This window comes from Bacillus sp. J14TS2, from assembly GCF_018333015.1.
GTDB lineage: Bacteria > Bacillota > Bacilli > Bacillales > Bacillaceae_C > Lederbergia.
Map to the genome: position 1 here is coordinate 146,564 of NZ_BORE01000009.1, position 21,035 is coordinate 167,598.

18 protein-coding genes are annotated in these 21,035 nt (G+C 39.1%); 4 read left to right on the plus strand and 14 right to left on the minus strand.

Annotated elements, in window-relative coordinates; genetic code table 11:
* The first annotated feature begins 165 nt into the window (after nucleotides 1-165).
* The gene (locus KI375_RS15070) at nucleotides 166-2,196 is read left to right on the plus strand and encodes a beta-galactosidase (RefSeq protein ID WP_212974296.1); all 2,031 of its coding nucleotides are present in this window, start codon (nucleotides 166-168) and stop codon (nucleotides 2,194-2,196) included.
* A 596-nt stretch (nucleotides 2,197-2,792) separates the two neighbouring features.
* Here KI375_RS15070 and map read toward each other — a convergent pair.
* From map to mutM, 10 genes are all read right to left on the minus strand, one after another.
* Complete coding sequence (map, locus tag KI375_RS15075; protein WP_212974297.1) at nucleotides 2,793-3,539, minus strand: type I methionyl aminopeptidase; 747 nt, start codon at nucleotides 3,537-3,539, stop codon at nucleotides 2,793-2,795.
* A gap of 99 nt (nucleotides 3,540-3,638) precedes the next feature.
* Nucleotides 3,639-4,010, minus strand: a complete 372-nt coding sequence (locus KI375_RS15080; RefSeq protein ID WP_212974298.1) for a hypothetical protein — start codon at nucleotides 4,008-4,010, stop codon at nucleotides 3,639-3,641.
* Nucleotides 4,011-4,042: 32 nt separating this feature from the next.
* Nucleotides 4,043-4,558, minus strand: a complete 516-nt coding sequence (locus tag KI375_RS15085; protein ID WP_212974299.1) for an acyl-CoA thioesterase — start codon at nucleotides 4,556-4,558, stop codon at nucleotides 4,043-4,045.
* A gap of 234 nt (nucleotides 4,559-4,792) precedes the next feature.
* The gene (locus KI375_RS15090) at nucleotides 4,793-5,686 is read right to left on the minus strand and encodes a LysR family transcriptional regulator (RefSeq protein WP_212974300.1); all 894 of its coding nucleotides are present in this window, start codon (nucleotides 5,684-5,686) and stop codon (nucleotides 4,793-4,795) included.
* 302 nt (nucleotides 5,687-5,988) lie between these two features.
* Complete coding sequence (locus KI375_RS15095; RefSeq protein WP_212974301.1) at nucleotides 5,989-6,771, minus strand: energy-coupling factor transporter transmembrane component T family protein; 783 nt, start codon at nucleotides 6,769-6,771, stop codon at nucleotides 5,989-5,991.
* Nucleotides 6,746-8,263: an ABC transporter ATP-binding protein gene (locus KI375_RS15100; protein WP_212974302.1), complete on the minus strand. Its 1,518-nt coding sequence runs from the start codon at nucleotides 8,261-8,263 to the stop codon at nucleotides 6,746-6,748. Before KI375_RS15100 ends, KI375_RS15095 begins: the two co-directional genes overlap by 26 nt.
* Before the next feature lie 87 nt (nucleotides 8,264-8,350).
* On the minus strand, nucleotides 8,351-8,920 hold the full coding sequence (locus tag KI375_RS15105) for an ECF transporter S component (protein ID WP_280528649.1): 570 nt from the start codon (nucleotides 8,918-8,920) through the stop codon (nucleotides 8,351-8,353).
* Nucleotides 8,921-9,505: 585 nt separating this feature from the next.
* Nucleotides 9,506-10,384, minus strand: a complete 879-nt coding sequence (locus tag KI375_RS15110) for a putative RNA methyltransferase (protein ID WP_244852677.1) — start codon at nucleotides 10,382-10,384, stop codon at nucleotides 9,506-9,508.
* Nucleotides 10,385-10,438: 54 nt separating this feature from the next.
* Nucleotides 10,439-11,281 carry a deoxyribonuclease IV gene (locus KI375_RS15115; protein WP_212974303.1) on the minus strand — a complete coding sequence of 281 codons (843 nt, stop codon included), beginning with the start codon at nucleotides 11,279-11,281 and terminating at the stop codon, nucleotides 10,439-10,441.
* Nucleotides 11,282-11,298: 17 nt separating this feature from the next.
* Complete coding sequence (gene mutM / locus KI375_RS15120; RefSeq protein ID WP_212974404.1) at nucleotides 11,299-12,108, minus strand: bifunctional DNA-formamidopyrimidine glycosylase/DNA-(apurinic or apyrimidinic site) lyase; 810 nt, start codon at nucleotides 12,106-12,108, stop codon at nucleotides 11,299-11,301.
* A 124-nt stretch (nucleotides 12,109-12,232) separates the two neighbouring features.
* On the opposite strand from mutM, the gene KI375_RS15125 reads away from it, so the two are divergent.
* The 3 genes from KI375_RS15125 to hisF all read left to right on the plus strand — a co-directional run bounded on the left by KI375_RS15125 (nucleotide 12,233) and on the right by hisF (nucleotide 14,562).
* Nucleotides 12,233-13,000, plus strand: coding sequence for a MerR family transcriptional regulator (locus KI375_RS15125; RefSeq protein WP_212974304.1), 768 nt, complete (start codon nucleotides 12,233-12,235; stop codon nucleotides 12,998-13,000).
* A gap of 170 nt (nucleotides 13,001-13,170) precedes the next feature.
* Nucleotides 13,171-13,770, plus strand: coding sequence for an imidazole glycerol phosphate synthase subunit HisH (gene hisH, locus KI375_RS15130; RefSeq protein ID WP_212974305.1), 600 nt, complete (start codon nucleotides 13,171-13,173; stop codon nucleotides 13,768-13,770).
* A 15-nt stretch (nucleotides 13,771-13,785) separates the two neighbouring features.
* On the plus strand, nucleotides 13,786-14,562 hold the full coding sequence (gene hisF, locus KI375_RS15135; protein WP_212974306.1) for an imidazole glycerol phosphate synthase subunit HisF: 777 nt from the start codon (nucleotides 13,786-13,788) through the stop codon (nucleotides 14,560-14,562).
* Between the two features lie 215 nt (nucleotides 14,563-14,777).
* Here the strand turns inward: hisF and KI375_RS15140 are convergent, their stop codons facing one another.
* The 4 genes from KI375_RS15140 to KI375_RS15155 all read right to left on the minus strand — a co-directional run bounded on the left by KI375_RS15140 (nucleotide 14,778) and on the right by KI375_RS15155 (nucleotide 21,004).
* Complete coding sequence (locus KI375_RS15140) at nucleotides 14,778-15,533, minus strand: exonuclease domain-containing protein (RefSeq protein WP_212974307.1); 756 nt, start codon at nucleotides 15,531-15,533, stop codon at nucleotides 14,778-14,780.
* Complete coding sequence (locus tag KI375_RS15145; RefSeq protein WP_212974308.1) at nucleotides 15,523-16,515, minus strand: DUF294 nucleotidyltransferase-like domain-containing protein; 993 nt, start codon at nucleotides 16,513-16,515, stop codon at nucleotides 15,523-15,525. Before KI375_RS15145 ends, KI375_RS15140 begins: the two co-directional genes overlap by 11 nt.
* A gap of 228 nt (nucleotides 16,516-16,743) precedes the next feature.
* Nucleotides 16,744-19,938, minus strand: a complete 3,195-nt coding sequence (gene carB, locus KI375_RS15150) for a carbamoyl-phosphate synthase (glutamine-hydrolyzing) large subunit (RefSeq protein WP_212974309.1) — start codon at nucleotides 19,936-19,938, stop codon at nucleotides 16,744-16,746.
* A complete protein-coding gene (locus tag KI375_RS15155) occupies nucleotides 19,925-21,004 on the minus strand; it encodes a carbamoyl phosphate synthase small subunit (protein WP_212974310.1) in 1,080 nt (359 codons plus the stop codon). Before KI375_RS15155 ends, carB begins: the two co-directional genes overlap by 14 nt.
* Nucleotides 21,005-21,035 lie beyond the last annotated feature (31 nt).

Sequence of the window (21,035 nt, forward strand, 5' to 3'; positions counted from 1 at the left end):
TAGCTTGAAAATCATTCAAAATTAGTGTTTTTATCTCAATAAAGTGGACATTCTAGTGTTTTTTAATTAAAAAGATCTTCCTTTATCCAAACGTTTCGATTTTTTCGTTGACTGATTCAGATAGAGGAGCTAAGATGGGGTTAATTATGGAAGAGGTGGAAAAATATGATAAACGAGACATTACCTAAGATATGGTATGGGGGCGATTATAACCCAGAGCAATGGCATGAAGAAGTCTGGAATGAAGATGTTCGTATGTTTAAGTTAGCAGGTATAGATGTTGCAACTTTAAATGTGTTTGCGTGGGCTCATAATCAACCAGATGAAAATACGTATGATTTTTCCGGATTAGATGCGACAATCGATCGTCTATATAAAAATGGAATTTACACTTGTTTAGGAACAAGTACTGCCGCACATCCTGCTTGGATGGCAAAAAAGCATCCCGATGTTTTACGTGTGGATTACAATGGGAGAAAGCGTAAATTTGGCGGAAGACATAACTCCTGTCCCAATAGTCCAACATTTCGTATGTATTCGGAAAGAATGGTGGAAAAGCTTGCTGAACGATATAAAGATCATCCCGCTGTTTTAATTTGGCATATTAATAATGAATATGGAGGATATTGTTATTGTGATAACTGTGCGGAAGCATTCCGTGATTGGTTAAAAGGGCGCTACCAGTCTATCGATGCATTGAATCAATCTTGGAATACTGCGTTTTGGGGACATACCTTCTACGAGTGGGATGAAATAGTCCCACCAAATGTATTGAGTGAAGAATGGGACGGCAATCGCACCAATTTCCAAGGGATCTCTCTTGACTATCGACGTTTCCAATCAGATAGTTTACTAGATTGTTTTAAAATTGAAAGGGAGACTATTCGTAAGTATACGCCAGATATCCCGATTACAACAAATCTAATGGGGCTTTATCCAGAATTAGATTATTTCAAGTGGGGAAAAGAGATGGATGTCGTTTCATGGGATAATTATCCCTCCATAGATACACCAATAAGCATGACGGCGATGACGCATGATCTGATGAGAGGGCTCAAAAGTGGAAAGCCTTTCATGTTAATGGAACAAACACCTAGTCAACAAAACTGGCAGGCCTATAATTCGCTTAAACGTCCAGGAGTGATGCGATTGTGGAGTTATCAGGCAGTTTCGCGTGGGGCTGATACGGTGTTGTTTTTCCAATTACGCCGGTCTATTGGAGCAGCGGAGAAATTTCATGGGGCTGTGATTGAGCATGTAGGACATGAGCATACTCGCGTCTTCCAAGAAACAGCCGCTTTAGGCAAGGAATTAGGACAGCTCTCTGAGCAAATAATTGATGCACGTGTGGAAGCGAAGGTAGCGATTGTCTTTGATTGGGAAAACCGCTGGGGTATCGATTTAACAAGCGGCCCATCTGTGGCATTAGATTATGTAAAGGAAGTCCATAAATATTATGATGCTCTTTATCAACAAAACATTCAGGTTGATATGATCGGCGTTGAAGAGGATCTAGACAAATACGACCTTATCATTGCGCCAGTTCTATACATGGTCAAAGAGGATTATCATAAAAAACTAGAAAAATTTGTGGCGAATGGCGGTACTTTTGCGACAACTTTCTTTAGCGGTATTGTCGATGAAAATGATCTTGTGACAACAGGTGGCTATCCCGGAAAATTAAGGAAGCTATTGGGCATTTGGTCTGAAGAAATTGATGCTCTCCATCCAGATATATATAATCGTATCGTCATGAAAGATAAAACAAATCATTTAAATGGGGAATATACATGCAATATTCTTTTCGACCTCATCCATTCTGAGGGAGCTGAGGTTATAGCTGAATATGGAAATGATTTCTACAAAGGGATGCCAGCTGTAACTAGAAATCAATTTGGCTCTGGAGAAGCCTGGTATATCGCCTCCAGTCCAGATAGCGAATTTTTAAAAGGGCTCATTGCGGATCTCTGTGCAGATAAAGAGATTAAACCACTATTAACATCCGAATCTGGGGTGGAAGTCTCGAAAAGGGTTAAAGAGGGCCGAGATTATTTATTTGTTATGAATCATAATGATAAAACGAGCCAGTTTGAATTAGGAAACGAGCAAAAACGTGATCTTCTTACTGGTGAAACAGTCAATGGAATCGTATCAATTGAAGCCCATGCTGTCATGATTTTAACTGATAGTGACTAAAAGTTCTCTGAAGCTACGAAATAGGAAATCTATCTAAATTTTGCTTAACTTGCCAAGGCGACCGCTGTGGCAAGTTCTTTTTATTTCTGGCACTTTCGAATTGCTTTTATCCTAACGCTTCTCTCTTTATAAATTCATTAACAACACGGCCGTGGTCATCGTCCTTACGCTTTTCTCTTTAAATGATCAATAACGTCACGGTCGATGCTCTCGCCCTTACGCTTTTCTCTTTAAATGATCATTACCGGCACGGCAGATGCTCTCGCCCATACGCTTTTCTCTTTAAATGATCATTACCGGCACGGCAGATGCTCTCCTCCTTACCCTTTTCTCTTTAAATGATCATTACCGGCACGGTCGATACTCCCGCCCTTACGCTTTTCTCTTTAAATGATCATTAGCGTTACGGTCGATACTCCCGCCCTTACGCTTTTCTCTTTAAATGATCATTAGCGTTACGGTCGATACTCCCGCCCTTACGCTTTTCTCCATGAAACATCATTAGCGTTACGGTCGTGGCAGCCCGGGCAATAAAAAGACATAAAAATGGTCACATAGAGCTTTATGCAGCTGCTATGTGACCACTCCGTCGTTTCTTATTGTTCTGTCAGGATTAAAGGACCGTCCTTCGTAATCGCTAATGTGTGCTCATATTGGGCAGAACGCTTGCCATCCATTGTTCTCGCCGTCCAGCCATTATCATCCATTTTCGATTGCCAGACACCTTCATTTACCATTGGTTCAATTGTGATGACCATGCCTTCTTTTAAGCGCAGACCTTTTCCAGCTAGACCGTAATGGAGTATTTGTGGCGGCTCATGGAGAGTCGGGCCGATGCCATGCCCCGTGAATTCTCGAACAACGGAAAAGCCTTCTGGTTCTACATAAGATTGAATCGCATGACCAATATCGCCCAAGCGATTTCCGATTACAGCCTGTTCAATCCCTTTATATAAAGCATTTTTAGTGACTTCCAACAATGTTTTCGTTTCTTCAGAAACCTCCCCTACCGCATAACTCCATGCTGAATCAGCTAGAGCGCCGTTAAGGTTAACCACCATATCAACGGTCACAAGATCGCCTTCTTTAAGCGGTGTTTTACGTGGGAAACCGTGGCAGATTTCATCGTTGACAGACGCACAGGTGGCATACTTATATCCCTTATACCCCTTTTGCTCTGGAGTAGCTCCATGTTCCGCTAAAAATTTCTCTACGAACTGATCTATTTCTGCTGTCGTAACTCCTGGCTTCACAAGCCTTGCAATCTCTTTATGACAAGCAGCCAATACTTTACCCGCTTCATGCATTAATTGAATTTCTCTTTCAGTTTTTAATGTAATCATCGTCTTTCCACCTCATTTTTCCTAAAACCTCTCTATTCATTTTAATATTGATTGTCAACGAATACAAATGGAAAAAACGATCGCTCTTGAAACTAGGCCCTAACGGACAAACGTTGGACCAACCAATACACTTGGATGAATGCCTAATGCTAATTTACAAATATGTCCATAGCTCATTTCTTTATTCCTTGCTAAAAATTGTTTGAGAATTTGAAATGTATGATCAGCTTTTAATTTATCAATTTCTGCTTTGTAGACGGAGAATACATAATCGTTATGTGTATTCGTAATAAATTCACTCGGGTCTTCATCCATAATCATGGCTCCCATCAATTGATATTTATAATGCAATTGACGAGTCAGTTGAATGATATTTATAAATTTATGAAATAGTGTCGGCCTAGTTTTATTTAAATTCTCAATTTCATATTTTGCCTGCATTAAATCATGTAAACATGGTGCTACTAACATTTTATTGATCTCCTTTTTTCATTATTTCCTGGTTAATCCCATGGCTTTGTTAACACTAAGTTTTCTACAAGTTCTTTATTTTTTTGTCTTTTTAGTTTGCGAATTTGTTCTCGCTCTTTTCCTGTTTCAAACAAATATTTTTCTTCTTCTGTTTCTGGGATAATTTTCGCGACTTCCAGTGGTTTTTTGTCCCCACCTAATGGCACAAAGGTTAGAAAGGCTGTAGTGGCAATTCTACGAAAGCCTGTCTCTAAATCTTCTGCAATCACCTTACAGAAAATTTCCATTGATTTTCTTCCTGTATAGCTTACAAAGGATTCAATGCAGACAGAATCTGATTGACGAATAGGGTCGATAAAATTAACAGAATCTGTTGACGCAGTCACGCATTCTTTGACTCTCGCATGCCTTCTAGCTGAAAGTGTCGCACAAGCATCCATTTTCTTCATCAGTACGCCACCAAATAATGTATGATAATTATTCAAATCATTAATCAAAACTTGATCTGTTTGAACTACACGTGTTTCTTTCACTTTTTTAGCTTCCATTCATACCACCCTATAACAATTTAAAAGAAAAGGATTCATCCCCTTCGCATAACGATGATTATAATCCTGTCGACTATATTCGTAAAATGCCATTCATTCATAGCCTCTATAACATTTTTACATGGAATCGCTCTCATTTAAGTAGCAGCATTCCATAAAAAAAGCTGTTCAAAATCCATGAAACTGGTTTTGAACAGCTACTTTTTCGAATACGTGCAGAGTGGCTAACTCATTCTATGTATGTTTTATCCGCATTAACTTTGACTTCGCAAATTGGATAAATTCTTTTGTAAGTGGAGAAAGATAATCATCTTTTTTCCATATGAGTGCCAAATTCCATTCAATAGTGGGATGAACAATTGGGATGGTTTTAATTTCGCTTGTTAGTTCTTTACCTGTACTTTCTGGCAATAATGTAATACCTAGGTTGTAGGCAACCATTTCTTCGATAAAATCTAATTGCGATGTTTCAGAGATAATTTCCGGACGAAATCCAGCATGCTCACATGCTGTTAAAACAAGATTCCGCATCTCAAAGTCTTGATTAAACATAATAAATTTCTCTGTCTTTAATTTTTCTAATGCCACATTCTTCTCACCAACTAGTCGATGGGAAGATGGTACAAATAATTTCAGTTTTTCATTGACGAAAGTAAAATACTCTATGTTTTCTCCCTTACCTGAGAATACAACGACACCTATATCTAATTGGTTATGGACAATTTTTTCCTCAATTCCTTTTGAACCATCTTCTTCCAATTGAAACGTCACTTCGGGATATTTCTGATGAAAAGTAGACAAAATCTCTGAAAAAAAGAATGAGTTAATAATTGAAGGTAGTCCAATACGAATATGACCTTTCTTCAATGTCAATAAATAATCAAGATCTGTATGCAGGAGATCAATCTGCTGATGAATGATCCTTGCATGCTTTTCTAAGACGTGCCCAGCATCTGTTAACAGTAACTTTTTTCGCGATCGAATAAATAAAGGTGCTCCTATCTCTTCTTCCAAGGACTTAATAATTCTACTTAATGCTGGCTGAGTAATATATAAATTTTCTGCGGCATTTGTAAAATTTCTAGTGTGCGCCACCTCCAAAAAATAGCGTAGATGTTGCGTTTTCACAATAACCACCGCCTGTTTAATTGTTTTAGGAAATCCTTTCCTCACTATATAGCAAAGGTTGATAGCCTCTTTTTGAAGGAATGTACTACCGTACTATAAACGATCAGACATTTTTTGGCAAAATGGTTGAATAAAAGCGTCTTGATCTAGGAAGAATGATAAAATTCGCACCGTCCTGGCGGCAGACTAAAATCACGACATAAACTAGATATCCACAAGCTAAGAATTTTAAAGTTTTCTAAACCAGAACCAAGATGATTTTACCCTTAGTATGAGCGAAACATAAGCTTTGAGTATTTGTTTTATATTTTATAAGGGATAATGCCAATGAAAAAATAAGCTGAAAACAACGAAATGGCAACAACCGTAAGAAATACGATATCCATTTTTGTATAGATGGTAGGATAATAATATGTTCGGCTTGCATTCATTTGAAATCTTTTCGCTTCCATTGCAACAGCAACCCTTTGGGCTCGACGAATGCTTTGGGCAAATAAAGGCACCATAAACATCCGCAAACGCTCATATCCCCCTTTTATGCCTCCTGAAAAATGCACCCTTCGGACTTTTAGAGCATCTGAACGTGTCTTTAGTTCCTCTACAACCATCGGCAACAATCGAATCGATGCAATGAAGCTATAAGCATATTTGGGTGTAAGCCTACATTGCTGCATTAAGGCATAAAAAAGCATAATTGGACGGGTGGTCAATAAAAATGTTAAACTAATCATCCCAAAGCAAAGGGTTTTGCACCCCAATAACAAACCATGATAGATGCTTTCTTCAGAAATTTTTATAAGGCCCCAAGACCACCACACATGTACTCCTTTGCCAAATAAAATCATCGTTAAGGCAGATGAAAAAAAAGATAGAACCATCGGGATCGAAAAAAGGCTTAACTTTTTCCAAGAATAACCACTCCATCCGTATAGAAGGATGCCATATAGAACAGTTAAATGAAAAACAAATGGGAGATTTCGCTGAAAAAGAACGATAAGCAACAGGAGAAAGAATAGCACAAATTTTAAAGCAGGATTTACTCGATAAATCCATGTTTCTTTAATTGGAGTGAACAGCTCCTGCATAAACTCGCTCCTTTCGAGGATTTTGTTGGAAAACTTCAGCTAACACCCCTTGATCAATTCTCCAAACCTCGGTAACAAAATGTTCAACAATCTGCTCATCATGCGTCACCATGATAATCGTGGTCCCTTCCTTACGTAGCTTCTCCAATTGTTCCAGAAGCATAAAGGTATTTTTCGCGTCTTGTCCAAACGTTGGTTCATCTAGTATTAACACCTTCTCTCCTGTCCCAAAAGCAGTGGCAACACTTAAGCGTCGCTTTTGCCCCATTGATAATTGGAAAGGATGACGTTTTTCATTCGGTGGAAGCTGAAATTGTTCCATCCTTTGTTGAATTTTTCTTTGTAGTATATCTTCTTCCGCTCCCTTTAATCGTTCTGAAAAAGCAAGTTCATCCACAACCGAATTCGTCACAAATTGGAGCTCAGGATTTTGAAAAACGAGCGAAAGGCCAGCTGGCAAAGTCCTTTTACGCTTTTTCCATTGAATATTTTTTCCCTCTAGCTCATATTGACCTGTTGTATGCAATAATTGCATTAAGGCTAATAAAAACGTACTTTTCCCCGCTCCATTTTCTCCAATAATGCCGATCCAACTCCCTGGAACTACCTCAGCCTTAGGGATTCGGATTTTTACTTCTTTGCCTCGGTAACCGCTAAATTCATCAAGCTTAATCACTGGCTGCGCGGCCGCACGATTTAAACATTCTTCTTCTCTCGCTGTTTGAAGACTTACATAATCTGGTGACAGTAAATACTCTTTCCAAACTTGAGGATACCAAATCCCATATTGAATCAATTCCTGTTTATAAAAGCGGAAAATATCTTCCGGGCAGCCCTCTGCTAGGATTTCTCCATTGTCTTTAAAAAGCACGACATGGTCGACCCAATCAGCAATCTGGTCAATTTTATGCTCGACAATTAGTACTGTTTTCTCTGCCGCCACCTCTTGGACTGATTGCCAAATTTGTTTTACCCCATCAGGATCTAATAAAGCCGATGGCTCATCAAGAAATAATACCTCTGGTTGAAGTAATAACACTGAGGCCAGCGCCAATCGTTGTTTCATCCCTTGTGACAAATCATGAATCTGGGTATGAATAGGAAGTCCCTGTAACCCAACCATTGCAAGTGCTGTTTGAATTTTTTCATCCATCTCGCTTCTGGGAACCTGGAGATTTTCCAATACGAATGCAAGCTCTTCATCCACATATGGCATACAAAATTGCGTATCAGGATCTTGAAAAACAAATCCCCATGATTCGGGTAATTGGATTGCCTCATATTTAAGTGGAACCTCAATTGAATTAGGTATAATTCCACTCAAAACTTGAAGCAAGGTCGATTTTCCACAGCCACTTGGGCCAAGTAATAAGACCTTCTCCCCCAAGGAAACCGAAAAGGATAGATCTTTAAATACGAGAGATTGTTCGTTTGGAAATTTCAAACGGAGATTTGTGACTGCAAGCGCATTTGTGTCTTGTTGTTTTTCCATATGCCGACTCCTTTTTTCCATGCTATCAATCTAGTGCATAGTTAAGCTCATACTTAGCTTCCAGCTAACTGATCGCTTGTTTTCTACCTATTTATCTAATGCTGTATATTCTTCCTTCGCAACAGGGCGAATCAAATTCGTTACACCTGTGGCTTCTAATGCTAGAACAATATAATAGGCAAATACGCCAGTAAATAGGAAGGCACTTATCACACGTAATCCGTATTTGACGAAAAGTGCCCATGCCTCAAGATTCGCGTATCCATAAAACAAATCTAACAAGAAGCCTGCGGCGCAAGACATAACACCAGCTAATCCAGCAATGACCATTCCAAAACGTCTGTATCGAAAAATAGCAAATAATAACTCGGCACCTAGCCCTTGTATAAATCCATAAATCAAGACTTCAATTCCATGCCCAATGAAGGCGGATAGTCCTGCCGCCGCAATACTTGCAAGTAAAGCAACACCTGGCTTGCGAATAAGTAGAAAAGCAAATGGTCCAACCATAAACCACATTCCGTAAAGTAATTGCCGGGCAACTGGCAGCATTGGCTTAATCATTGTGTATAAATCATCCCAAAATTTCATCGTTATCCCAAAGACAACCCCAAGCATGACAGTAATCAATAAATCTGTAAATTTTAATTTCTTCAACCTTCTCCAACCCCTTCTTTTTTAAAAAATACAAAAAAGCCGTCTAAAAATGCGCAGACGGCGAGAAGGGCCCTGTGATCAATTGATCATTCTCTACGCTGGCATTACCCAGATCAGATTAACGGTCAGTAGCGGATTATAGCTACAATCTCAGCCTGATTCCTCAAGCACCCGTGACGGACTTTTATGTAATTAGCCTTACTATACAATAGTTTAAGAGAGGAAGCAATTTTTTCTTAAAATTTAGTTATATGAATCAATTTCATAATCCCATTTGTAAAAAACTATTTTGTTCAATATAACTTGTAATAAAGTCTGTAAACACAACGTAAGAGCCTATACACCGTTGTTTTGAAGTTTACAATAAATATTTGAATTACAATAACGTTCGTGTTTTATTTTTTGATCCATAATTATTTCTCCACTAGGGAATACATTGTTCTTTTTGAAGCTTAACATTTCAATAATGTCCCAGCCTAACAAGCAGATGAGCATGTGCTGATCGCCTTTAAAAGCAATTCTATTACATGGACCGTTTGATGTTACAGCATCATTCGGTCTTTTAGTGAATCATGATTGTACATACTATTCACCGATATGCTTTCCTACCAAAATATCTAAATCAATTGTGATGTCAAGGGATGAGTGTTCCATGAATGCTTCCTTAAGATCGGGAGCTGCTGACCATGAGAGCGGGGTCATCCTCACCAAATTTTCTAGCTCATTCTTCGTAAGCTTCTTTGTCTCATGGAAACGAATCTTCTCCACAACGTGAAAGTGCTTTTGAAATAAGGAGATTGTATCTTCGTTGCTGTACTCCCTCTTTTCCTCCTGTACAAACAAGGCTTCACGTAATTCTTTTAAATAATTAGCACGTGGAACGACCTTTATCACGAGTCCATTTTGGCTTAAAACTCTTTTAAATTCCTGATAATTGGAAGGGGACAAAATATTTAGGATGATATGGACCGAGTGATCCGCTAACGGCAAATGGGCCAAATCTCCAACTAGCCAAATCGGTTGTTCATACTGTTTCGCTGCCATGCTGACCCCCTCTTTGGAAATATCAAGACCGATCCCATTCAGCTGTAAACCTATTGATTCATCCAGAACTTTTTGTAAATGCGAGCCTTCTCCGCACCCTAAATCAATCATGAGAGTATCTGGTACATCGATATATGTTTGAATCAGTCGAGCAATCACCTGATGGATGGAGGTATATAGATTACTTTCCATAATAATCTTCTGTCTTGCTGCAAATAGTTCTGTTTCATATTGACTTTTAACAGAATGTGGCAATAAATAAAGATACCCTTGTTTGGAAAAATCAAATGTATGATGCCGCGTACACACAAGACTCTTAAGCCCCTCAACCTCCATGGAAGAACCACAAATTGGACATTTGAAGGCTGAGACTAGTGCAGACACATGCTCCGCACTTTGAATTTTTTTACTTTTTTTCAATCAAGCCACTCCTCCATCTCTTTTCTTCTCTTCAGTTTAGTATAAATGGACGCTTTATTCCACATCTCCCCATTTTTCCCGTAGTTGTTGAATCTCTTGTTCGTGCGGGCATTCTTCCTTTGGTGTTTCTAAAATAAAAGGGATATCTTGCAACTGCGGGGTTCTTATCAGTTGTTCAAATTGATCTTCCTTGATAAAACCGCCGTCAAAAATCGGGGCATGTCTGTCTTTACCGAGGCGGGTTGGATATTTGGAATTATTGAAATGAATCACTTCTAGTTCTTCAAAGTAACCGATGGCTAGTCCCTTATCCAACACCTCCTGCCAATTCTTACCTGTCCATAATCCTGAGGCAAAAGCATGACAAGTGTCGAAACAAAAGCCAATTTTTTCTGGATATTGACTAAGTGTCCGGACTTGCACAAGCTCCTCTAAGGTTGTTCCCATACTTCCAGGCACGTTCGCATTATTTTCGATTAAAAGTTTCGCTTCTCCATCCCATTGTTGAAGAATATCATCTAGCATTTGTATCATCAATTGATAGCTTTTGAGTGGATCAGCCTGATTAAGCGGCTTGCCAAAATGAACGACAACACCTACTGAACCGCAAGCATCCGCGATTTCCAGATCATTCAACAAGGAAACGATCACATTTTGCCGCTTTTGTTGACTATGGGGAACTAAATGACTTGGATAAGGTGAATGACTGACAGATATCAAGCCGTTTGCTTTACAAAAGATTTTACAGCGTTCTGTATCTTCCTTACTAAAGTTCTTGATACCAAGACTGCGCGGATTCTTAGGGAAATATTGAAAAGCTGATGCATTCATTGCAACAGCCTGCTTAGCCGCTCCTATATAGCCTTGTTTAATTGAAAGATGACATCCAAATTTCATTCACACTTCCTCCTATCTTACTTTTGGCAATCTGGACAATAAAAGGTGTTTCGCGAAGAAATTTCTGTTTTTACGATCGACTTCCCGCAACGTGGGCATGCCTGCCCTTCACGATCATGTACATACATTTTTTCTTTCGCACCCCCTGTTTTTGGATCACCTTGATAAAAAGGTTCATCCATATAGCCTCCTGATTGGATCCCCTGCCGTAAAATCGTTTGGATTGATTGAAACAAACGAACCTTTTCTGCTTGATCCAGTTCAGTCACTTTTCTTTCTGGCAACAACCCGGCATGCCAGAGAATTTCATCTGAATAACGATTGCCAATTCCCGCGATAAATTTCTGATCGATCAACGCAGTTTTCAAAGAGCCTCTTTTTGTTTGAAGTAGCTTTAGAAAGGTATCAAGAGAGAAATTCGGATCAAGCGGTTCTGGTCCAAGTGGTTCTAGCTCTTCCTCCAGCTGCTCAGTTGATAGATTATGCAGATACCCTAATCGCAGCCCAATAAAATATAGATGCTGATCACCAAAACTTAGTTGTACTTGGACGGTGCGATTTGGCTTTTCATCCGTTTTCCCGTAAAATAACCAGCCGCCAAGCATGAGATGCAACAGTAAATGATCACCATTTTGCAAATGGAAAATCAAATATTTAGCTCGACGGCTCACCCCTTTAATCTGTTGATTCGACACTTTTTCGATAAATAGCTCTGCTGGTAGATTGATCGATTTTTCACGTTGAATCGCCACTGCAGTAATTTTCTTCTCTTGAATTTTATCTTGTAATAAATGCTTATAATTTTCCATTTCTGGTAATTCTGGCATATGTAATCCTCCATTTTCATTATATCTTCTCATTATTCCTCAACCTAGGGAAAAAATAAGTAAGTTCCGCTTGACCTTGACGTTACGTAAAGGTTTATGATTGGATCATCAGGAGGTGATATGAATGGAATACACCATTAGCAGATTGGCAAAATTAGCTGGAGTCAGCACACGAACCCTGCGCTATTACGATGAAATCAATTTGCTGAAGCCAGCTAGAATCAATAGCTCCGGTTATCGCCTCTACGGGCAGAATGAGATTGATCGCTTGCAACAAATTCGTTTTTTTCGCGAACTTGATGTTGATTTAGATACAGTCGTGTCGATTATAAATGACCCTCAATTTGATAAAACCGTGGCCTTACAGCAGCATTATGCACAGCTCGTGCACAAACGGGTCCATTTAGACCAATTGCTCCAAATGCTTGAAAAGACAATTGCACATGAGAAAGGAGAATATTCAATGACGAATAAAGAGAAATTTTCCGCTTTTAAGGAAAAAATGATTGAAGAAAATGAAGAGAAATATGGCGAAGAAATCCGCGAGAAATATGGGGAGCATACCATTGATGCGTCCAATGCAAAATTACGCGGAATGTCTGAAGAGGACTACACCGCTATGCAAACGTTGGAAAAAGAGTTCTCAATACTTTTGCAGCAAGCACTTGCTCTAGGTGATCCACACTCCCATTTAGCCCAACAAGCGGCAGCGAAACATAAAGAGTGGCTCCTGTATTCCTGGTCGAACTATTCAGAAGAGGCTCACGCTGGACTTGCTGAAATGTATGTTGCAGATGAACGTTTCCAAGCTTATTATGACAAAATTGGAGATGGAGCTGCTGAACTTCTTCGCGATGCGATACAGGTTTTTCTGAAAAAAAATAAAAAGTGATCAGACAGCTATTTACCATCCCCTTTCAATACTTTATGTATGAATTGAAAGGGGACAATTTCAACTTCCATCCATTATAAGGAATAGCTATTTTTTTAATTATCTCTTTACTATATTAGCGTATTAAAGGTATAATAGTGTTATGCTAAAATAGTTCTTGGAGGGAAAATATGATTGGGATTATTGATTATGGAGCCGGAAATTTACATAGTGTTGAGAAAGCGATAAAAAAATTAGGTTACCAAACAAAATTAATCAGTGAAGCTTCTGAATTCAAAGGAGTAGATAAGCTAATCTTTCCTGGTGTCGGGAATGCCAAGCAAGCGATGAAGATTATTCAATTAAAAGGACTCCATCAGCCGATTCAAGCAAGCATTGATAACGATATCCCTTTTCTCGGTATTTGCCTAGGCATGCAGCTATTAATGGAATATAGTAAGGAAAATGAAACAGAATGCTTATCCATTTTCCCTGGAGATGTTCTCCCTTTTCAAAAAAAGGTTAAGGTCCCCCATATGGGATGGAATGAAGTGCATCAGGTTCAGCAGCATCCTATTTTCCAGCAAATTCCTGATCGCACTGACTTTTACTTTGTTCATTCTTTCTTCGTTTCCCCAGCTCGAGAAACGGACAAGATTGGGACAACAGATTATGGACATGACTTTTGCTCAATTATTGGCAAAGACCATGTTGTCGGTGTACAATTTCATCCAGAAAAAAGTGCTGAAGCTGGATTAACACTTCTACAAAATTTTTGCGGACACTTCTAAGGGGGACACTTTTCTATGTTAAAAAAACGAATCATTCCAGCTATTGATGTGGCGAATGAGCAAGCTGTCAAATATGTGCAATTTCGCAACCCAACGGTTATTGGCGATCCTGCGGAACTAGGGCAGAAATACGCTGAACAAGGAGCAGATGAGATTCTTTATCTAGACACGACTGCTTCCTTACATCAGCATGAGGTTAGATATGATTGGATCCGCCGAGTAGCCGAAAATGTCTATATCCCCTTTTCTGTTGTTGGAGGGATCCGCTCCATCGATGACTTTAAACAAGTACTCAGAGCTGGAGCAGATAAGGTTGGTGTCAATACAGCAGCTGTCAATCGCCCAGAATTATTAAGTGAAGCAGCTGATATCTTTGGCAAACAATGCGTCGTACTAGCTCTGGATGCAAAGCCAATAAAAAGTGAAGATAATCAGATGCTACGTTGGGAAGTGTATACCCATTCTGCCCATCAAACAAGTGGACTTGATGCGATTGAATGGGCGCAACGAGCAGAAGAGCTTGGAGCTGGTGAGATTGTTTGTACAAGTATCGATCGGGATGGGATGAAAAACGGCTATGATATTGAATTGATGAAGGCACTTACGGAAGCAGTACGTATTCCTGTTATTGCATCAGGAGGAGCAGGCCATGTCTCTCATATACAAGATGTGTTTGTAAACGGGCATGCAGATGCAGCTTTAGTTGCTTCTTTATTACATTATCAAGAACTGACCGTAACAGAAATCAAATCCTATTTACAGGGAGCTAACATTCCTATACGAGTAGTATAGAATGAAGAGGCTGGGACAAAACTCAAATGTTAAACTAAAGAATGAACAATTCATTCCCTTAGCGAAGTATACTCCCGGAGCGGGAACACACACTTTTTTCCTTTGGTCTCAGCCTCTTTCCTACGATTAGTCGAGAAACATTAATTTTAAGTTGTTTTATGTGCATGAGAAATAAGCCTCAGATATCCACTTTTTAAACTGAACCTCTTTTTCCTTCAAAAAATAGCTGGATGATCTCTTCCCTTCTTGGCCAATTGCTCATATATATCATACAAAGTTAAACAACCTACTTCATTGAGCTTTTCCACGTAAAAACACCATAGTTCAGCTGTCATTCGTGCATCCTCCAATGCATGATGCCTATTTACAACTTTAACTCCTGCGTATTGACAATACTCGTCTAGTGTAATCAAATCATGATCCGTCTCAATCAGTTTAAACACAAGGGATGTATCGACAATTCTGTGTGTCCAAACCTTTTTGAATAATTTCCAATGAAAATACTGTAAAAACCTTTTCTCATGTACCGCATGATGATCAACTAGGGTACTTGTTTGTACAAATTGATAGAATTGAATAAGGACATCAGAAAGAAGCGGGGCTTTTTTTAAATCGTCTTCTCTCAACCCCGTCAAATCTTGAATATCCTGCGAAAGAGCTTGATTATAATGGACGAGGGAATAAAAAGTTTCCCTCTCTTCCCTTAAATGATGATTAATCTTCACTGCACCGATGGAAAGAATTTGATCGCCTTGTTCTGGAGAAAATCCGGTTGTTTCTATATCAAATATGACGATGTCCATTTGCTGGAGCGGAATATATAAGCTTTTTTCTCCTTCCAACTCTTTTTGTAAATTTCTTACATAAGCAAGATGCTGGGCGGTATTTTTTCCAATGAATGGCGTATACATAGCCGAAGTCCACCTTCGATTGATTTGTTTGAACCATTGAATCAGCGGATTAACGTTCATTTTTAGACACCCATCCAACATTCGCTTCTACAAATCGAAGCAATTTATTTAGATCTGTTAAGATTCGTTTTACTTCATGTTTTTCTTGCTTATTTAAATTTCGTACATTCAGATATCGAGCATCTTCATACTTGAAGCCCACAGAATATTTTAAACGATACTTCATTAATCTGCGAAAATTCTTCTGATGAATCAGTAGTATCATTTTATACTCCTCATAGGTAGAGAGAGATTTCATTCTAGACAATGTGGAAGAATCAAAAATATTCTCTTTTATTGCTAGTAACCGAATGGCATTCACATAGGGTAGATATGCTTGCTGTTTTAGGTCAATACATCCCGTATATGCACCATGTTGAATGGGTAAAAATTGATGAAATAGCCCAATTGCTTTCATTGTATAGCTCGTATTTTCATACAGTCTTCTTAATAAATATGGATATTCCTGAACTTTTTTAAGAAGCAATTTCTTTAACTTAATAATAATACGATCATTTGCATCAATCGCTCTCGCATCAAAGAAAATTAATACATATCGAAATGACTGCCATGTATCTTCCTTGAACCACTGGTTAATTTGTGCTTCCCATTCTTTTAACGATTTGCACCATAATGGATTGGAGCTCATGACATTCCCTTCGCAAAGTGGATAACCGATCCATTGTAGACTTGTCGTAAGTCGTCTTCCAAGTTCAAGGAAATAAGTAGCGCTATCTTTATTCTCACAGGTATATACAATGCCATGGTCTTGATCGCTAAGATATGCCTGTTCACATCTTCCAGAACTCCCCGTAACAAACCAGGTAAACCGACACGGAGGAATTCCATGATCTCTCGTCATCTCCCTTAAGGTTACATCAAATATTTGCTTTGTTACATAATCATGAAAATCTTGTAATGTATCAGATTGGCTCTGATAAACTACAAAATTAGCATCGATCCATTGTTTGATTGATGTATAGTTAGCACAGACATCCTGCATCCTTAGACACTTCCTTTATTCGGTCAACTCCAGCGCTCCTCGCTCATTCTCCTGTTGGAAACTATCCCGCATTCACTGACTGTAAGATCCCCACTTCAAGAATTAGCAGAAAAACCTAGAATTGTAAGTGGGGGATCAACCTAGTAAAAATCCGATTTGTTCAGGCCCACACGATATTGGTCACAAAGGCGTTGCAATACGTGTTGCGATCTTAGCCTTTGATCGATTTCAATCAGAGGGTGATGAAGGAACCCCTTCACTGATTGAAGTTTCACTTCTATATGCATCCAGAGATAAAATCGTTTCTTCTTTAACATGGAGTGATTCCATGAAAGCTCGAAAGGTATCTACAGAAGTAAATAATGGAATATGATAACGTAATGACAATTCCCTCATAAGACTTCCAAGTTTCTTTTTTTCGTTGCCGTATGTTGGAATGATGACAGCGCCAGCAAATCCTTGTTCTTTAAATAATTGCTCTAAGCTGGTTTTATCCTTTTCAACGAAGACGACATCCACTTCATGCTGCTGTAAAAACTGGGCCGTACCCCTGGTAGCGAGCAAATTCAAATTTGCAGCTGCCCATTCATCTTTCTGTATAGATAACCACGCCTCTTTTTCCCGATCCGATACAGAACAAAAAATCGTCCATGGTTGACTACTGTTTCCCCTATCGGGTTGTTGATACATAAGGGCTTTCTTCAATGCGTGCTTCCACGTTAAGCCAAGTCCCAATATCTCACCTGTTGATTTCATTTCTGGACCTAGTACTGGGTCAACATGATCTAATTTATTAAAAGAAAATATCGATGACTTCACAGCAGTAAATGTGGGTTCTTCTGCTAACCCTGCTTTTTTTAAAACTGCTCCTAACTGAACAGCCACAGCCAGATCGATAATCGGGATTCCCGTCACTTTACTGAGAATAGGCACTGTCCTTGAAGCTCTCGGATTCACTTCTAAACAATAGATTCGATCTTCATGGATAACAAATTGAATATTTAGTACTCCAATTATCCCTACTTCTCTACAAATTTTCTCTGTATACGTGATGATTTGCTTCTTTTGCAAGGCACTTAACGTTTGGGGTGGATAAAAACTTAAACTATCCCCAGAATGTACACCTGCTCGTTCAATATGCTCAAAAATCCCTGGAATAAAAATACGTTCCCCATCACTGATTCCATCCAGTTCACATTCCAATCCAGGTATATATTGGTCGATTAATAATGGCCAAGAACAGTCATGCATAGAATGCTTTTGATAAATATATTGATCGATTTCATCATCATTATATAAAACTAACATGGACTGTCCACCAATCACATACGATGGCCTAACGAGGACGGGGTAACCCAATTGATTTGCAATCGTTTTTAAATCTGCCAACGAATGCGCTACCTCCCCCTCAATATGGGAGATATTTAGTCGATCTAAGAGCTGGTAAAATTGTCGTCGATCTTCCAGTATATCGATGGTTTCTAGTTTAGTCCCAAATAATTTGATGCCTTCTTTGTGTAATTCTACTGCTAATTGAATAGCTGTCTGACCGCCAAACTGAATAAACACACCTTCTGGCTTTTCTTTTTGAATAATAGGCAGAATATCTTCTATGGTTAATGGTTCAAAGTATAATTTATCAGCAATCGAGTAATCAGTGCTTACTGTTTCTGGATTATTATTCACCACAATTGTTTCATAGCCTTGTTTTTTTAATGCAAGAACGGCATGCACGCAACAATAGTCAAACTCAATCCCTTGCCCAATCCGAATCGGTCCAGAACCAAGAACCATTGCTTTTTTTCGATCAGAATTTTCTACTTCATCCGTCCCTTGCCATGTTGAATAATAGTAAGGAGTTTCTGCCTCAAATTCACCAGCACATGTATCCACTTGTTTGAAAACTGGGGATAGTCCCAGCGCTTTTCTTTGCTCTCGAACTTGTTTTTCACTACATCCAGTTAACTCGCCAATATATCGGTCACTCAATTGCCATTTTTTTGCCTGTTTGAACAGTGCATAAGGAAGTTCAGAAATGGAATAGGGCTGGATGATGGCCTCCAATGCAATCATTCCTTGAATTGTATCAAGTGCTATTCCTCTTCGAATAGCTTCTGCGATGGCAAATAATCGTAGATCGGTTGCTTCTTCCATATGCTGCTGTAATTCAAGAGATGATTGTGTTTTGATCAGCGGATGGGAAAGACCATAAGCTTTATATTCTAATGAACGCAATCCTTTATTTAACGCTCCTTCAAATGACCGGTCAATGGCCATCGTTTCGCCGGTTGCTTTCATTTGTGTACCTAATTGCCGGTTGGCATCAGGGAACTTGTCAAAAGGAAAACGGGGAAGCTTAACAACAACATAATCAAGGGCCGGTTCAAATGAAGCAAAGGTATTTCCTGTAATCGGATTGAAGATTTCATCCAAATGATAGCCTAGCGCACATAAAGTTGCGATCCTGGCGATTGGATATCCTGTAGCTTTAGAAGCTAATGCAGAGGAACGACTTACCCTTGGATTTACTTCTATAATATAGTATTGATTGGAGTTAGGATCGAGGGCAAATTGAATATTGCAGCCGCCAATGACACCTAAAGCCCGAATAACTTTTAATGAAGCATTTCGAAGGATTTGGTATTGAACGTCGGATAGTGTTTGGGTAGGAGCGACAACAATCGAATCCCCTGTATGCACGCCTACTGGATCGAGATTTTCCATATTGCATACAATGATACAAGTGTCATTGTCATCTCTGATAACCTCATATTCTATTTCCTTCCACCCTTTGATGCTACGCTCAACAAGGACTTGATGAATCGGACTTAAAGAAAGACCACTTGTTAATATACTCTTCAATTCCTCATCATTTTCGGCAAATCCACCTCCTGCCCCTCCCAATGTATACGCGGGTCGAACAATAAGAGGATATTCTACCTCTTTCACAAACGATAAACCCTCTTCAATACTGTCGACGATTTTCGACTCAGAAATCGGCTCCTGAATCTCCATCATTAAGTTTCTAAATTGCTCCCGATCTTCCCCTTTTTGGATCGCCTCCACAGATGTTCCCAATAACTGAACATGATACTTTTCTAATATTTTATGCTGATGAAGTTGGACAGTTAAATTTAATCCCGTCTGTCCCCCTAATGTACCAATAATTCCATCAGGGCGCTCTATTTGGAGTATTTTTTCAACTGTCTCGATCGTGATTGGTTCAATATAAATACGGTTAGCCATCTGTTCATCTGTCATGATCGTTGCGGGGTTGTTATTGAGCAATACCACTTCAATGCCTTGTTCTTTCAACGCCATACACGCTTGGGTACCTGCATAGTCAAATTCAGCCGCTTGCCCAATCACGATCGGTCCCGAACCAATCACAAATACTTTTTTTATATCCTTATTGAATGGCATAGGACACACCTCCCCTGTTGGATGGTATCATTTGTTGTAAAAACTGATTAAAGATGAACTCTGTATCCTGAGGTCCTGGATGAGCTTCAGGATGAAACTGGATCGTCATAATCGGTTTTTCTTTATGGACGAGCCCTTCAATCGTTCCATCATTAATATGCTTATACGAAATATTAAACTGTGTATGATCAATGCTCTGATCTAGCACGACATATCCATGGTTTTGCGAAGTTATATAGACTTTATCTGTTTTCATGTCTTTTACTGGATGGTTTCCCCCACGATGGCCGAATGGAAGTTTCGTTGTTTTTGCCCCATATGCCATGGCGATTAATTGATGGCCAAGACAAATCCCCATTGTCGGGTATAGATTTGTCAGTTTTCTGATCTTAGGTAGATGGCGGGTAGCATCTATAGGGTTCCCAGGACCATTGCTGATGACAATCCCATCAGGTTGCATAGCGCAGATCCGCTCTAATGGTTCATGATAGGGAACAATGGTCACTCTACAATGACATTTCAACAAATAATCCACGATTGATTTTTTATAACCATAATCCAGTAATACAATATGAAGCCCCGGATTAACAAACTGCTCTATTTTACGTGTTGTTACATGTTCAAAAAAGTTATTTTCTGCTTCGAAAGAAAATCCTTCTAAAGGTCGATCCGAAATTACACCTTGAACGCTCCCCTTATTACGGATGGTTTTGACTACTGCCCTTGTATCTACCCCTGTTAGAACAGGAATGTTAAATTGATCAAGTAGATCGAGTAAGGTTCCTGTATGAGCAAAGTGACTTGGCTCAGTACATATTTCTCCAGCCACCATTCCTCTTATATAAGGTCTTTGACTCTCATTAAATCCATCCATTACTCCATAATTTCCAATTAGAGGATATGAAAATACAACAATTTGCCCCATATAAGAAGGATCTGTCAAAATTTCTTGATAACCTGTCATACTCGTATGAAAAACCACTTCTCCTGAGCTTCCATGAAAATCCCCTATTAACTGCCCTTTGAATTGTTCTCCCGTTTCCAAACTTAAGAAACCTGTTTTCAATTTATTTCCCTCCGGTCCACACTGCTGGCTG